Raw genomic sequence first — 14,338 nt, forward strand, 5'->3', positions numbered from 1 at the left:
TCAGACGCTTCATTCTTCCGCAAAACGCGCCTGCTGGTCGTAAAACCGGAGCGGAATAGTCGCCAGCGTCCCATTTCGGTGTTTCAGAAGCTGCAGGCTCGAGCGTATCCCGTTAACGGACGTTCCCTCCGGCTCCGGCTTCAGCCGCATAATGACGTCAGCTGACGCTTCCGCCCCTTCCGGCAGACGCTCGTCTCCGATATCCGAAGGAACGGCCGCAATAACCGGGCCTCCCCATTCCTTGGACCAATGCTTGAGCATATAAGCGATTAATGTCTGATGCTCGGCGGACGAGCGGGGCGGATTGGGCAATCCGCCTGCCGGGATACGGTTAATATGATCAATGAATACGACGGGCGTTCTGCCGGACATCCCCGCAATCCGCTCGACATTGGTCATGACGCGATCAATCGTGGAATCGAGCGAGCATTCGATCGTCCAAAGCATATTGCTGATGGGCATATAGCGTTTATTGGCTTCGGCCACTTGCCGCGGCTCCATCTTCCCGCTGAGCACGTTTTGCGGCTCGGTGCCGATGAGTCTGGCTATGCTGCGCGCCCAGAGCTCGAATCCCGTCATGTCCCAGGATACGTAAACGACCGGCGTCTGGTGCAGGGCGATATGGTCTGCCATTTGCTTCATGAGCATCGTTTTGCCCGAAGAAGCGGCTCCGGCCAGCAAATACAGCCCGCTCCGAAGCCCGCCGAACAACGCTTCGTCCAGTGTGGGTAAACCGGTCGGCACGCCGGACGCTTGTCCGCGATGCCGCTTCATGAATTCTTCGGTATATATGGTAATATTTTTCGTATCGGAAGCAATCGGAAGCAGCATTGTCTCTTCCATCGTTTCGTTCAACAGCCGCATGAACGAATCCAGCGGATTTTGCACCCGCACGAAGAAATCGTTAACGTCGCGGATCGACTCGGGCAGCTGCATGACAAACGTTTGCTTGGCCGTCGATTGCAGCAGCGCTTGGATTCTGACGCTTTCGCGACGCCCCGCTTCATCGTTGCCCAGACAGATGAACACCCGCTTGTCCCGCAGCTTGTCCGCATGGATTTCTTTAAAGGACATCCATATCGGCACACATACTGCCGGCAGATGCGCCTGAGCCAAGCTGAGCACGTCGAACACCCCGCCGCACACGATGACGTCCTCCGTCTGCTCCAGTATCTGCTCGTTGAATAAATAATCGCCCTCTCCGAGCAACAGTTTGTATTTCGGCTCGCGTTGGTCGACCGATCGTCCGACTAAATCGACCGTGACGCCATCCGCGTTCGTAATCGGAATAATAATGCGGTTCTCAAAAAAATCCCCCAGCTTGTCCGAATTGATGTAAAACCCGAACTTGCCCGGCTCAAAGCCGATTCGATAATCCTCCGCCGTCTCCTGATGGATACCCCGCCGCTCCAAATAAGCATAGGCTTCTTCCCGAAGCTGTTTGTGGTAATGGGTGACAAGCTCCTCCAAATCAAACGCGGTCTTGGCTGCGCCAATGTGTTGAACTTCGCTCATGACGTTCTTCCCCCCGCAAAAAAAGCATTCCGCAAAAACAACGCTGTTTTTGAGAATGCTTACGATTCTTTAAGCTGAATAAGCCTCATTAAAACTTGGAACAAAGCACCTTCACGGCATCGGATTCAATCACGACCTTGCCGTATTCCTCTAGAACGGCTTGCGTGACGGATGTGGCTTCTCCGAACTCGGACAAGACGGCCACGACCGATTGAAGCCGCTTTTCTTCCATATCGACGGCATCCAGCAGCAGGACCCATTTATTTTTATAGGAATACAACGTTCCTCCGTCCGTCAGGAGCGGATTGATGACTTTGGCAAGCCGAAGGAGGTCCTCGAAATCATGGAAAGCGTAAATGATTTCATCGGTCTCATCCATCGTCACTTCAAGCTCGTACACTTCTTCCATTTCGTCCTCTAGCGTGTCGTCTCCCTGGCTGAAATTCATTCGGCCGCGTGTGACGATCACCATCATCCCTTGCGCCGGCATGGCGAGGACTTCCACGGCAAGCGGTCCGGTTGCGTCGAAGCCAAGCTCGGTATAGGCTTGGTCCATCATCTCGCTGAACAGCTCGTGAACCTTGGGGATTTCTCTCCACATGTCATCCTTGTGAATCCCGCGCTCCGTTAAGTCATCGAATGTGAGGAAAATCCGTATCTTGTCTTGACTTAAACGCTCCATTTTCATACTGGATTCCTCCCTTGCCGACTAATAATAAACAGCTTATGAAGTTTGGTAAACAAAGGTGAGCCGTGTTCGTTCCGCTATATAAAGGATTCGAAAACGCGTTCGAAATTGCGTCCTCCAGCCTTTCCCCTCGGAAACGGTACAGCTTGTTTGCCATGCTACGTCTATTATATCACAAACCGCGAAGAAAAGAACGGTTCTCACCTGAAAAAATGCCCTTTTCATACAAAAAGACACATACGCCGCCCTTTTAAGAAGGCGGAGCTGTGTCTTCACGCGCAATCCGGACGCTTAATGCGCCCGAACTCCGGATTTTTCCCCGTTGCTGGCCAAAATATCGTTCACCGCTGCCTTAAGCCCCGAATCCTGATTTATCAACTCCTGAACCTTGCCGAGGCCTGCTGCGGAAGTCGCTACATCGGCGGCGCTTTTGCCGTAATCGCCGTTCGGCTCGGCCGAATCCGTCAAAATCTTTTCTTTTTTGTCAGATCGATCCATGACCTGGTTCAGAAAACCTCCAATGGCGTCGCTATTCGTCATTGCGGAGAACAGCATCGGCCTTCTTTTGCCCGTTAGTACGACCGCTGCGGTCGCCCCGACAAGCCCGCCAAGCAGAAAAGCACCCCATCTCATGCCAATCCCTCCCGTATTGTTTTCTAATTCGTTACTATTTTTCGCTATATCCTATGAATCATGCATGATAAAATAAGGAAAGCCAAAAGATTCATACCAAACGTAACGAGGGGATTACACATGTCTAAACAATGGATTGCTATTCTGGCCGCGCTTCTGCTTCTGACTTCCTGTGGGTCCAAACCTGACGCGTCGCCTGACGCCTCGGCCAAAACGGAGCCACCTGCTTCGCAGACAGTCTCGGGGGGCGAGAAACCGAAATCCGCGGACGGCGGCTCCGCTTCGAATCAGCCTGCATCGGCTCCCGCCAAGGACGGCAAAGAATCTGCGCCTGCGGACGGCGTCAAAAAACAAGATCAGCAAGTTTCGAAGCGCTATACGATGAATCCGAAAACTTACGATATTGTGCCGATCGATCCGAACGGGGCGCCCAAAAAAGTCGTTCTGCTGACGTTCGATGACGGTCCGAAGGACCTTGAGATGAATCAAGCGCTGCTCGAAACGCTGCAGAAGCATAAGGCGAAGGCGATCTTTTTCCTGAACGGCTACCGCGTCAAGCAGAAGCCCGAGCTCGTCAAGCTGCTTGCCTCCAGCGGCCAAACGATCGGCAATCATTCCTGGGATCATATCGATTTGAAAAAGGAAGCTAAAGAAAAGGTAAACCAACAAATCGGAGATGTGCAAAAAGCGATCAAAGAGTTGACGGGCAAAGCGCCAGTCTTCTTCCGTCCGCCGTTCGGCTCCGGCAGCGACGACGTTCGGGCTAAGGCCAAGGAAGAGGGGCTGCTGTTCATGACCTGGTCCAACGGATCGAAGGATTGGGAAATGACGGTAAAGAAAAACAACCCCGAGCAAGTGATCAGCAACGTGCTGAGTCAGCTTCACCCGGGGAGCAATATTTTGATGCACGAATTGCCGTGGACCGTGGAGGCGTTGGACAAACTTTTGACACAACTCGAGGAAAAAGGCTACGGATTCGTGGATCCGGAAGAAATTGAAACTACATCATAACGAGTTTCCAGCCCCAAACGGAAAGACCTGCAACAAGGAGTATAAAAATCCATAGCAACGACCGATAAAAATAAGGCAGCCACTTTTCTTTCTCTGTCGGATGCACGGTTTTGCGGGGAGGCAGATAATGATCGTCGGGTCCCTCTTCCTTCGCCGGGTCGGGTTGATGATCGGCCTCTTCCTTCGGTCGGTACGGAGGTTGCAGATACTTGTTGTTCATGATTCTTCTCTCCTGTAACGAAGAATGCAGCCCATGACGAAATCAATCAGGAAATGGGCGATAATCGGTGTTAACAGCGACCCGGTCTGAATATAAATCCTGCCGAGCCCATAGCTGATGCTGAAGACAAGTCCCGTCATCAGCCAGTGCTGCAAATAGCGGACATGAATGGCCGCGAACAGGATGCTGGTCCAGTACGGTCCCCACCAGGCTTGGATCGTACCACGGAACAGCAGTTCTTCGCAAAATGCGACAATGAGCGAGATGAGTGCAATATGCCAAAGAGGCCTGTTTTTAAACAGCATTTCGTTGATGCCCCCGTCGTCCGTCACTTCGGGAGGCACCCATCTGGAAACGAGCAGATCGACGAGCAGAACGGCGACGGCAAAGCCCGCTCCCCATAGCAGGATCGTATAGCCCGATCCCGGGGAAAACATCGCCCGCAGGTCCGGCTTCTGAAAGAGCATCAGAACGACCGCTGCAAGGAAGACGATAAGCTGCGTCACATACAAGTTCGCGATCAGAAAGCGCTCGTCGATTTCGTCCGGATTGATTTTTCGCAGCTTGATCCGTTTAAAGTCAAATTTTTTCATTCTGATTCCCTTTTTCGACAATTTCACCTATACTATCTGCATAGAACAAGAATTTGAGGTGCTCGATCATGGAAAAACGGCTTACCCGAACGGACTACTTATTCGCCGTTACCTTCATTTTCATGCTTGTCGTGGCTATGGGGGCCTTCTTCTTCGGTTTAAAAATGGGACAGGACCGTTCTTCGCTGAAATACGAAGATCTGCTCAACAAGCAAAATGAAGCGGCCAAGAGCTTTACCGCTTACCATCAGCAGTACTTGGTGTCTTTCTATCATACCATTTATCAGCCATACAGGGAATTTCATAAAAAGTGGTTTGAGAAAACCGACGAGTTGATGACGAATCGTACGGCCGACGCTTCCTTGATTCTCAAGGACTTGAGCAAGCTCGCGCAGGAAAGCTACGACAGTCTCGGTTCGAAATCGATGCCGGACTCCTCTCCGCTCCTGCAGGAAGCACACAAGGATTACATGAAAAGCTTAAAGCTGTTCGGCGAGGGCCTGAAAAGCTATTCGGCCAAGGCAAACGGCATTCCGGCGGCCGAGCTGATTGCGCAGCTTCAAGCAGATCCTTATCTTGGCGAAGCGAAGACGTTTGCGCTCAAGGCTGAAAAAAGCTACTACGAATCGATCGACAAATGGTATGCTACGATCAACCCGCAATTTAAGCCTGTCGATGTGACCAAGCCGCTCTCTCTGAACGATTGGAAGAGCCAAAGCCTGAATATGAAGAACGAATACGTCGCCCAGCTGATGCTCGGCAATAAGCTGTTTAAACCGTTCACCCCGCAAGATTTGACCAGCCGGATCGACGAAATGATTCAGTCCGGTCAAGCGCAAAAAATGAATTTGAACGATGTGGGGCAAGTCGTCGATGTGCTGATGGCTACCGATGCCGTTCGCAAAAGCGATTTTATCCACAACAAAGACAAATATTACGGCAAGGAAACGCTCCCGCAGCTTCCATTTTTCACTGCCAATTAATACGCAGACTTCCGATAGCCACGATGTCCGGTTTCCGTACTCGTGGCTTTTTGCCGTGCCGCGCGCCTATTAATCGTATTGGAACCCGCGAAGGGCTGCGAGCGCAGCCATGCCGCCCTCGACATTAATCACATCGTCGAAGCCGTTCTGCTTCAAGTAGTAGCACACGTTGGCACTTCGCACGCCGTGGGCGCAAACGACATAAATCGTCCGATCCTTCGGAAGGTCGGCCAGCCTTCCTGGTATGCTGTTCATCGGCATCAGCTGCGCTTCTTCCCAATGATAATATTCCCATTCATACGGTTCCCGAACATCCAGCACCAGCGCGTCCCCCAGCTCTCCGTTGTCCGTTTTTGCCCGGAACGCTTCGGGCTCTATACTTTCGAACATCATGAATGCCCCTTTCGCTGTACGATAATTTCATGCAAGTCACACGGTTTATTTTAGCACGGCGAATTTATTTTTCACAAATATTTCGGATTTGCTAATCGACGGGCTGCCTATTGACAATGTCGAAATAGTCATGTTACGCTAATGAAAAATTTCACCTGCAACAAACTTTGACGGAGCCAAGCATAACCCGAATCGATCAGAGAGCCGGTGGTCGGTGCGAACCGGACGAATTCGATATGCGGAGCACTCCTGAGTTGTTGTGCCGAACATTACAGTAGGCGCAGCCGGCTGGAAACCGTTATTTTTCCCGGTCTGTTCATAGCAGACCTCATGAGGCTGTGGCGCGCGAGCGCACAGCGAAGTAGGGTGGTACCACGAGAATCAGCTCCTCGTCCCTTGTATACGCTAGTCGTGTCGGGGCGGGGAGTTTTTTGTGTTTTTTTCGTAATTAACTTCATGGAGGTCTGGGAAAAATGTACAAAGTGCTAGTGATGGATGGAATCAGCGACATGGGGATTCAACTGTTGTATGATGCAACGGATGTTGAGGTGGAAAAGAAGAACGGATTGTCCGAAGACGAGCTTATGGCGATTATTGCAGACTATGACGCTTTATTGGTGCGCAGCGCCACGAAGGTAACTGAACGCATTATGGGCGCCGGCAGCAAATTGAAAGTTGTCGGACGCGCCGGTGTCGGCGTCGACAATATCGATCTGGAAGCAGCGACGAAGCGCGGAATCGTCGTAATCAATGCTCCGGACGGCAATACGATCGCCACTTGCGAACTGACTTTTGCGATGATGATGTCCGTCGCTCGTATGATTCCGCAAGCATACAAGAAAACGGTCGGCAGCGAATGGGACCGCAAAACGTTTGTCGGCGTGGAACTGCGCAATAAGGTGCTCGGCGTGCTCGGCATGGGTCGCATCGGCAGCGAAGTCGCCAAACGGGCGAAAGCGTTCGGGATGGAAGTGCTCGGCTATGACCCTTTCCTGACCGAAGAGCGTGCGGAAAAGCTCGGCGTGAAGCTCGGTACCGTGAACGAAATTTGTGCCGCAGCGGACTTCATTACGGTTCATACGCCGCTGACCAACGAAACCCGCCATATGATCAGCAAGCCGCAATTTGAGCTGATGAAAAAAGGCGCGCGCATCATCAACTGTGCACGCGGCGGCATTATCGACGAAATGGCGCTTGTCGAAGCGATCGATGCCGGTATCGTCGCCGGAGCAGCGTTCGACGTGTTCGAGAAGGAACCGCCGGCTGCCGATCACCCGTTCCTGAACCATCCGAAAATTGTCGTCACGCCGCACCTCGGCGCATCGACGGTGGAAGCGCAGGAGAACGTCGCGATCGACGTATCCGAGGAAGTGCTTCACATTCTGCGCGACCAGCCGTTCAAGAACGCCGTCAACATGCCGCCGGTACCGGCTAACGTGCTCAATGCTCTGCAGCCTTATTTCAATCTCGGCGAGAAGCTCGGCGTCTTCCTCGGTCAGACGATCGACGGACCGGTCAGCGAAATCGTGGTCAACTATTCCGGCGATTTGACCGACGTCGATACGACGCCGCTCACCCGCTACATCGTCAAAGGCATCCTCGCCAACCAATTGGAAGGCGTGAATATCGTCAATGCGATGCATCTGGCCAAAACGCGCGGACTCAATGTCGTCGTTCAAAAATCGTCCACAGCGAAGAGCTTTACGAACCTCGTTTCCGTTACGCTGAAAACGAAGCAAGAAGAGCGCGTGCTTGCCGGCACCCTGCTTTCCGGCTATGGCGAGCGGATCGTTCAAATCGACCAATATCCTGTCGATATCGCGCCGTCCGGTCATCTGCTTCTGATCTCGCATAACGATAAGCCGGGCATCATCGGTAAAGTCGGAACGCTGCTTGGCGACAACGGCGTCAATATCGCGACGATGCAGGTCGGACGTAAAGTGGTCGGCGGTTCCGCGATCATGGTGCTGACTACCGATAAAGAAACGCCGAAGGAAGTGCTCGACCGTCTCATTCAGCTTCCGGAATTGACCAATGCGCGCGAGCTGACGCTCTAATCGAATATCGAACGTTCCACGATTGTTTCACGAACAACAAGAAAAAAGACGTTCGTTCTACAAAAAGAAAGAAGCCTCCGATGACGAATCGGAGGCTTTTGTCTGGTTTTACACCGCTTTGCAGGGAAGTGTGATGGAAAATGTCGTCCCCTGCCCCGGCTGGCTTTTGACATGTACGGTGCCCTCGTGGGCTTCGATAATATTTTTTACGATGGACAGTCCCAATCCCGTTCCGCCGGTAGCTCCGCGCGTACGGGCTTTATCCGCTTTGTAGAAACGCTCGAAGATGTACGGCAGGTCTTCTGCCGGAATGCCATAGCCTTGGTCGACCACCTCGATCAATACCGCGTCTTCCCCTTTGTAGCGCGTCTGCGCCGCGCTCAGCTGAATAAGCGATTGTGAAGGCGTATGTCGGATCGCATTGTCCAGCAGATTGGTCAGCACCTGCTCCATCCGGTCTTCGTCGGCCTGGCACAATACCAGCTCTTCCTCAGGCAGGATGCAGGTCATCGTAATGCCGTGCTCTTTGGACAAACCGGCGAATTTGCGGTGTACCCGCTTTAAGAACGTGTTCACTTCCAGCTCGCGGAAGTTCAATTCCATATTGCCCGTCTCCATCTTCGCGAGGTCGAGCAAATCCTTCACCAGCCTGCCCATGCGAAGCGACTCGTCGTGAATGACCTGCGCCAGATCCTTGCGTTCCTCGGGCGTAGCTGCGATATCGTCGATCAACGCCTCGCTGTAGCCCTGCAGCATCGATAGCGGCGTGCGCAGCTCGTGCGATACATTAGCGACAAAATCTTTACGCAGCTTGTCGAGCCGGAATTCCTCCGTGACATCCCGCATAACGGCGACGACCCCGCGCACAATCTCATGCGAATACAACGGCGCCATCACGACGGACCATACCTCGCTCTGAACATGCAGCTTCGCCGTCATTTCTTTCGCCTCGGAGATAACCCCTTGGAATAACGGCTGAAGCGGCTCAGGAACCGTTTCCGGCTTCCTCTGCATCTGTCTTTCTTCCTCGCCGGACCAGTCGTCCGTCCAATGAATCTCGTTCCAATCCCGAACAACCTTATCTCCCGGAGGATTGGTCAGAATGACTTTCCCGTCGGCGTCGAACGTAATCACCGCATCCCCCATGCTTCGCAGCACGCTGGCCAAGTGCTCCTTTTCGTGACTTAACGCTTTGATCGTATCCGACAGCTTCTCTCCCATATGGTTGAACGTTTTGCCCAGCTCGCCCAGTTCGTCGGAAGACGTGATCGGCACACGGGTATTGTATTCACCCTTCGAGATCAGATCGGCCGCCTTCTTGAGCTGGAGCAGCGGCTGCGTAATTTTGGTCAGCAGGAAGAAGGCAAAGAACGTCGTCATCAGGAAGCCGGCGACGCCAACGACGACGAACAGCTTTTTGACATAAGCCTGCGTCTCCTCCGCAGACTGCGTGAGCTGATACAGGATCAGCGCTCCGGCGGTTTGCGTCTGGCCTTCATTCATATAGGGCACGGCTACAGCCGTGTATTGATTGCTCAAAGGCGCGCGCGTACCCGAGCTCGTATTGCGGTTATCGACCGACTTCCCGGCGAACGCTTTCTGCAAATCCGCCTTCGTGAAGAAATCGGTATAGCGGAACGTCTTATCTGGCGTTTGCGCAAACGGCGGATCGATCTGCTCGAAATTGGCAGTCACCATCAGGATGCTCGCCCCTTGGGCGCTGAGCAACTCGTTGACAACCTGTAAATACCGCCGTTCTTCCTTATGCAGGGAGATTTCATTGGCTACCTTGACTGCCAGCCTCGTGAGCGTTTCCGCCTGATCCTTGGACTTGGGGAACGACGTTTCGATATATCGGAACAAAAAAAGGCTGAGCGTCAATAAAACGACAACAACCAGCCCGATAATCGTAATCCACAGTTTACCGACAACGCTTTTTAGAATAAACACGTTATTTCGGGACCTCGAGCTTGTAGCCTACGCCCCAAACGGTCGTAATCATGGAAGCGGCGTCCGGCGACACTTTATTCAGCTTCTCGCGCAGCCGTTTCACGTGGGTGTCGACCGTGCGCAAATCACCGAAAAACTCGTAGTTCCATACATCTTTGAGCAGCTCCTCCCGGGAAAACACCTTATCCGGCGACACCGCCAAATAATGAAGCAGCTCGTATTCTTTCGGAGTCAATGCCACTTCCTGTCCTCCGGCCGTGACGCGGTGAGCGTCGTGCTCGATCACCAGATTCGGGAATACGATATTATTGCTCGAATTCACTTCTTTGGATAAATACGCGGTGACCGAAGATCTCCGCAAAATCGCCTTGACGCGGTAAATGACCTCGCGAGGACTGAATGGCTTCACCACATAGTCGTCCGCTCCCGATTCGAAGCCTTGGACACGGTTCGTTTCTTCGCCTTTGGCCGTCAGCATAATGACCGGCGTCGATTTCACCTGACGCAGCCGGGCGCACACCTCGTTGCCGTCGATGCCCGGCAGCATCACGTCGAGCAGAATCAGGTCGTAATCCTGATCCAGCGCTTTGCGCAGTGCCGATTCGCCGTCCTCGGCTTCGTCAATGCTGTAATTTTCTTTCTCCAAATACATCCGCAGCAGGCGCCGAATCCGTTCCTCATCATCTACAACCAATATGTTCAACTTCGTCTCGCTCATGGCTGAACCTCTTTTCAATTGAGATTAACGACCGTTATTTGAAACACGGCATGCTGTCACTGTGCCGGTTTACGTGCCGGAATACGAATGCAAGCCGGCGATCACCAGGTTTACGCCGATGAGCGTAAACATGACGACGAGAAACCCGATCACGGACAGCCAGGCGGATTTTTTGCCCTGCCAGCCGCGGGAAAGACGAAGATGCAGGTACACCGCATAAAACAACCAGACAATCAGCGCCCATACTTCCTTCGGGTCCCAACCCCAGAAACGTCCCCATGCTTCATGCGCCCAAATCATTGCAAAGATGAGTGCTCCGAGCGTGAAGATCGGGTAGCCGATGGCAATCGCCCGGTAGCCGATCTCATCGACATCCTCCGAGTCAATCCCTCGCATCGCAGGCTGAAGCGCCCGGCCTAACGGCTTGCGGATCACAAGACGAACCAGCGCGTACAGCAAGGTGCCCAGAAGGACCGACCAAATGACCGTATTGAACTTCCGCCCGGCATTCGCCCCCTCCATCCAGGACGGAGCTTCGAACAGCGGCTCGGTCATCCCGAGAAAGGGCTTCATTTCCAACTGCTCGCTCTGATACGGTTTCACGATCGGCGGCAGTACATACTCGACATTTTGCTTCACGACTTGCTCGACATTATTGATATCGGTCATCTTGACGTCGCTGACGAACGTCGCTTTATACCCTGCTGCATTAAAGCCGAAGATGGCAACGACAAACGAGATAATCATGAGCAGGGTGAAAATGGTAAATTCGACGCCGCGCTGCTCCCTGCGGTCCGCTTTGGACGTTCCGCCGAAGTTGACGTTCTGGAGCAGATACATCAAGCCTGCGGCAAACCCGACGGCGAAGAACGCTTCGCCGAGCGCCGCGGTCGTCACGTGGATTTTGAGCCAGTAGCTTTGCAGCGCCGGAATAAGCGGCTGCACTTCGCGCGGAAACACCGAAGCGTATGCGATGATGATGATCGATACGGGCATCGCGAATACGCCGAGTGCAGGCGTACGATAAATCAAGTAGACGACGATAAACGCGAACACGATCATCATCCCGAGGAACGTCATGAACTCGTACATGTTGCTCGTCGGAATATGCCCGCCTTCCGCCCAGCGGGTAAAGAAAAACGTCACGTGACACAAAAATCCGATCACGGTCAGAATGAAGCCGATGAAGCCCCACCGCTTGGCGAACCCTTCGGGGTCCGCCTCCTGAACCGATTTTTTCCCGGTAACGGCTATGACGAAGCCGAGCAGTGCCAGGGCGTACACGATAAAAGCAATCAGCAAAAACGTGCTGCTCACGTTTCAATCACCTTTCTTTCCAGCGTCTTCGGATCGATGTCGATTCCCGTTTTTATCAAGACCTGGGCCACTTCCTTCCGGATACCGTACCAGTTCTTGTTCGTATGAGCGCCGAGCGCAAGCTGTCCGTTATCGATGCGAAGCCAGATCCGGCGATGGTGCCAATAAAAGCCCATGATCAAGCCGATCATCGAAATGGCTGCGCCGACCCAGATATACGGCATGGCCCGGTCGACCCGGATATTCAAGTAACTGACATACTCCGAAATGGCTACGTCGGCCATCGAACCAACGGACAGCTCCAGCTTGGCGCCAAGCGCTCCGTTGATTTCGTCTTGACGGAAATTGACTTTATCCACCTGACGCGGGAAGTACATATAAGGCTCCCCTTCCGGCTTCAAGCCCGGTCCCAAAATGGCGAATACGAACGCCGGAGCTTTCGGTTCATTGGACTTGGTCAGCGGCACACCTTTGTCGTCCAAAGCAAATTCGGGGAAATACGCCTTCAGCTTCAATTGGTAAGGACCTGCGCTGTACGATTCCGCAGGCTTGTTCATCGGCAGCTCGAAGCTTCCGTACGTCTCGCCGGTTTGTTTGTTTTTAAGCGTCGGTTTCACAGATATGAGCGTCGGAGACGGCTTGAAATCGAATTGATAAGCGAGAAGCCCTTTGTACTCCAACGGCTTGTTCACGACAATATCCTGGCGGTGTACTTCTTCAAGCACCGGCTCCTTCGCCGGATCGTCGCAGTCCGCCTTGCACTGGTAGAGCACCGCTTTCGTTTCGAATACCTTCGGGACGTCCTGTCCTTTGGATCGGAAGCTCTCCGACATCTCTTCCGGCTTGTAAAACTCCAACGTAAACTTCTCGTTCTTCAAATAATATGAAGTCTCGGGAATTTTGACAAGCTTACCTTCCGGAAAAGCGATATGCTGATCCATATGCCACCCCGGAATGCTGCGCATCAATACGGCGCCCAGAAAAATAATCAACCCGATATGATTGATATAAGGTCCCCAGCGGCTGAAGCGGTTTTTCTCCGCCAGCAGCGCCGTGCCGTCCATATGTACGCGGTAGCGCTGCTTGCGGAGTACTTCCGCCGCCTGATCCGTCCAAGCTTCCGGTGTCTGTACCGAGCCCTCGGCAGCGGATGGAAGCGGTCCGGTAAAAGTTACTTTTTGACGCGTGATAAAGCTTAAATGTTTGCGGATCTGCTGCTTGCTTAGCGCCCGGTACAAAGGCAGCACGCGGTCCAGACTGCAGACGACGAGCGACGTGCCGATCATGAACAGCAGTGTAATGAACCACCAGGATTCGAACGTATGCGATAGCCCCAGCAAATAATAAATGTATCCGATCGTTCCGTACGTTTCTTTATAATACACCGCAGGATCGATGTTCAGAAACGTATTTTCCTGCGGATATACGGTCCCCAGAATCGAGCCCAGCAGGGTAATCGCTATGAGATAAACGGCGATTTTGACAGACGAGAAAAAATTCCACACCCGGTCCAGCACGCCGGGATTGGCACGCTGGGATCGCCGGGCGACCCCGTCGTACCGCATCTCAAGCGGCTCGCTGCCGCCTTCGTCCGAAAGCGGCTTGCCACAGGACTCGCACAGCAGGGTGCCGACATGATTCTGGTGTCCGCATTCGCATTTCGTGTTTTGAATCATGCCTACTTCCACCCTTGCTTCTGCGTTAATAGCGATGTGATGGTTTTCTCAATGTATGCCTCATCCATTTCGCCGATCCGGATGACGTCGACCTTCCCTTCCGGGCCGACGAAGAACGTGGTCGGATACTGGGAAACGCCGTAACGCTTGCGGGTTTCTTCGTTCTTGTCGAGCAAAATCGGGAACGTAACCTTATATTGGCTGACGAAGTTTTCGACGGCGACTCTGGGCTCGTCCAGATTGAGGCCGAGAATCTCGACATTTTTATCCGCCCACTTGGCGCGCTGTCTTTCGAGCGCCGGCATCTCGTTGCGGCAGGGCTCGCAGAACGTTCCCCAGAAGTTGACGACGACGACTTTGCCGCGGTAATCGGATAGCTTGCGGGTGGTGCCGTCCAGGCCGAGCAGCTTAAAATCCGGCGCCTCCGAGCCTTGCGTCGGTTTCTTGTCGCTTCCGAACAGATTGCTCGCGAGCGTAAGCGCGCCGATAACGATAATGACGGCAAAAATGGAAATTTGGACCCATCGTCTATGCTTTCCCATATTCTCACACCTTTAAAACGAGAGTTGACTGACAAATATCAC

At 53.1% G+C, this 14,338-nt stretch carries 14 protein-coding genes and 1 other annotated feature; of the genes, 3 read left to right on the plus strand and 11 right to left on the minus strand.

From position 1 onward, the window contains the following. Nucleotides 1-9 precede the first annotated feature (9 nt). From QMG93_RS16450 to QMG93_RS16460, 3 genes are all read right to left on the minus strand, one after another. The gene (locus QMG93_RS16450; protein WP_281938259.1) at nt 10-1,515 is read right to left on the minus strand and encodes a DnaB-like helicase C-terminal domain-containing protein; all 1,506 of its coding nucleotides are present in this window, start codon (nt 1,513-1,515) and stop codon (nt 10-12) included. An 88-nt stretch (nt 1,516-1,603) separates the two neighbouring features. Continuing rightward, complete coding sequence (locus QMG93_RS16455; protein WP_216792235.1) at nt 1,604-2,203, minus strand: genetic competence negative regulator; 600 nt, start codon at nt 2,201-2,203, stop codon at nt 1,604-1,606. A 291-nt stretch (nt 2,204-2,494) separates the two neighbouring features. Further along, nucleotides 2,495-2,836 (minus strand): hypothetical protein, encoded by a 342-nt coding sequence (locus tag QMG93_RS16460; RefSeq protein WP_281938261.1) that lies wholly within the window; start codon nt 2,834-2,836, stop codon nt 2,495-2,497. A gap of 120 nt (nt 2,837-2,956) precedes the next feature. Here QMG93_RS16460 and QMG93_RS16465 point away from each other — a divergent pair, with 120 nt between their 5' ends. Further along, nucleotides 2,957-3,847, plus strand: a complete 891-nt coding sequence (locus QMG93_RS16465) for a polysaccharide deacetylase family protein (protein WP_281938263.1) — start codon at nt 2,957-2,959, stop codon at nt 3,845-3,847. Here QMG93_RS16465 and QMG93_RS16470 read toward each other — a convergent pair. Both QMG93_RS16470 and QMG93_RS16475 read right to left on the minus strand, forming a co-directional pair. Beyond that, complete coding sequence (locus QMG93_RS16470; RefSeq protein ID WP_281938265.1) at nt 3,837-4,067, minus strand: hypothetical protein; 231 nt, start codon at nt 4,065-4,067, stop codon at nt 3,837-3,839. The genes QMG93_RS16465 and QMG93_RS16470 overlap by 11 nt on opposite strands. Next, nucleotides 4,064-4,660: a CPBP family intramembrane glutamic endopeptidase gene (locus QMG93_RS16475; RefSeq protein ID WP_281938267.1), complete on the minus strand. Its 597-nt coding sequence runs from the start codon at nt 4,658-4,660 to the stop codon at nt 4,064-4,066. Before QMG93_RS16475 ends, QMG93_RS16470 begins: the two co-directional genes overlap by 4 nt. Before the next feature lie 68 nt (nt 4,661-4,728). On the opposite strand from QMG93_RS16475, the gene QMG93_RS16480 reads away from it, so the two are divergent. Further along, nucleotides 4,729-5,643: a hypothetical protein gene (locus QMG93_RS16480; RefSeq protein WP_281938269.1), complete on the plus strand. Its 915-nt coding sequence runs from the start codon at nt 4,729-4,731 to the stop codon at nt 5,641-5,643. Between the two features lie 69 nt (nt 5,644-5,712). Here QMG93_RS16480 and QMG93_RS16485 read toward each other — a convergent pair whose 3' ends face one another. Further along, nucleotides 5,713-6,036, minus strand: coding sequence for a rhodanese-like domain-containing protein (locus tag QMG93_RS16485; protein ID WP_281938270.1), 324 nt, complete (start codon nt 6,034-6,036; stop codon nt 5,713-5,715). Nucleotides 6,037-6,194: 158 nt separating this feature from the next. Then, nucleotides 6,195-6,436 (plus strand) — a binding site (T-box leader). 73 nt (nt 6,437-6,509) lie between these two features. On the opposite strand from QMG93_RS16485, the gene serA reads away from it, so the two are divergent. Further along, a complete protein-coding gene (gene serA / locus QMG93_RS16490; RefSeq protein ID WP_281938273.1) occupies nt 6,510-8,093 on the plus strand; it encodes a phosphoglycerate dehydrogenase in 1,584 nt (527 codons plus the stop codon). Between the two features lie 108 nt (nt 8,094-8,201). Here the strand turns inward: serA and QMG93_RS16495 are convergent, their stop codons facing one another. The 5 genes from QMG93_RS16495 to QMG93_RS16515 all read right to left on the minus strand — a co-directional run bounded on the left by QMG93_RS16495 (nt 8,202) and on the right by QMG93_RS16515 (nt 14,296). Next, nucleotides 8,202-10,043, minus strand: coding sequence for an ATP-binding protein (locus QMG93_RS16495; protein ID WP_281938274.1), 1,842 nt, complete (start codon nt 10,041-10,043; stop codon nt 8,202-8,204). 1 nt (nt 10,044) lies between these two features. Next, the gene (locus QMG93_RS16500; protein ID WP_025846431.1) at nt 10,045-10,761 is read right to left on the minus strand and encodes a response regulator transcription factor; all 717 of its coding nucleotides are present in this window, start codon (nt 10,759-10,761) and stop codon (nt 10,045-10,047) included. 69 nt (nt 10,762-10,830) lie between these two features. Continuing rightward, complete coding sequence (gene ccsA / locus QMG93_RS16505; RefSeq protein WP_281938277.1) at nt 10,831-12,078, minus strand: cytochrome c biogenesis protein CcsA; 1,248 nt, start codon at nt 12,076-12,078, stop codon at nt 10,831-10,833. Further along, a complete protein-coding gene (locus tag QMG93_RS16510) occupies nt 12,075-13,754 on the minus strand; it encodes a cytochrome c biogenesis protein ResB (protein WP_281938279.1) in 1,680 nt (559 codons plus the stop codon). The genes ccsA and QMG93_RS16510 overlap by 4 nt, the downstream gene beginning before the upstream one ends. A 2-nt stretch (nt 13,755-13,756) precedes the next feature. Beyond that, nucleotides 13,757-14,296, minus strand: a complete 540-nt coding sequence (locus QMG93_RS16515; RefSeq protein WP_281938281.1) for a redoxin domain-containing protein — start codon at nt 14,294-14,296, stop codon at nt 13,757-13,759. Between the last annotated feature and the right edge of the window lie 42 nt (nt 14,297-14,338).

This window comes from Paenibacillus tyrphae, assembly GCF_027925525.1.
Lineage (GTDB): Bacteria > Bacillota > Bacilli > Paenibacillales > NBRC-103111 > Paenibacillus_G > Paenibacillus_G tyrfis_B.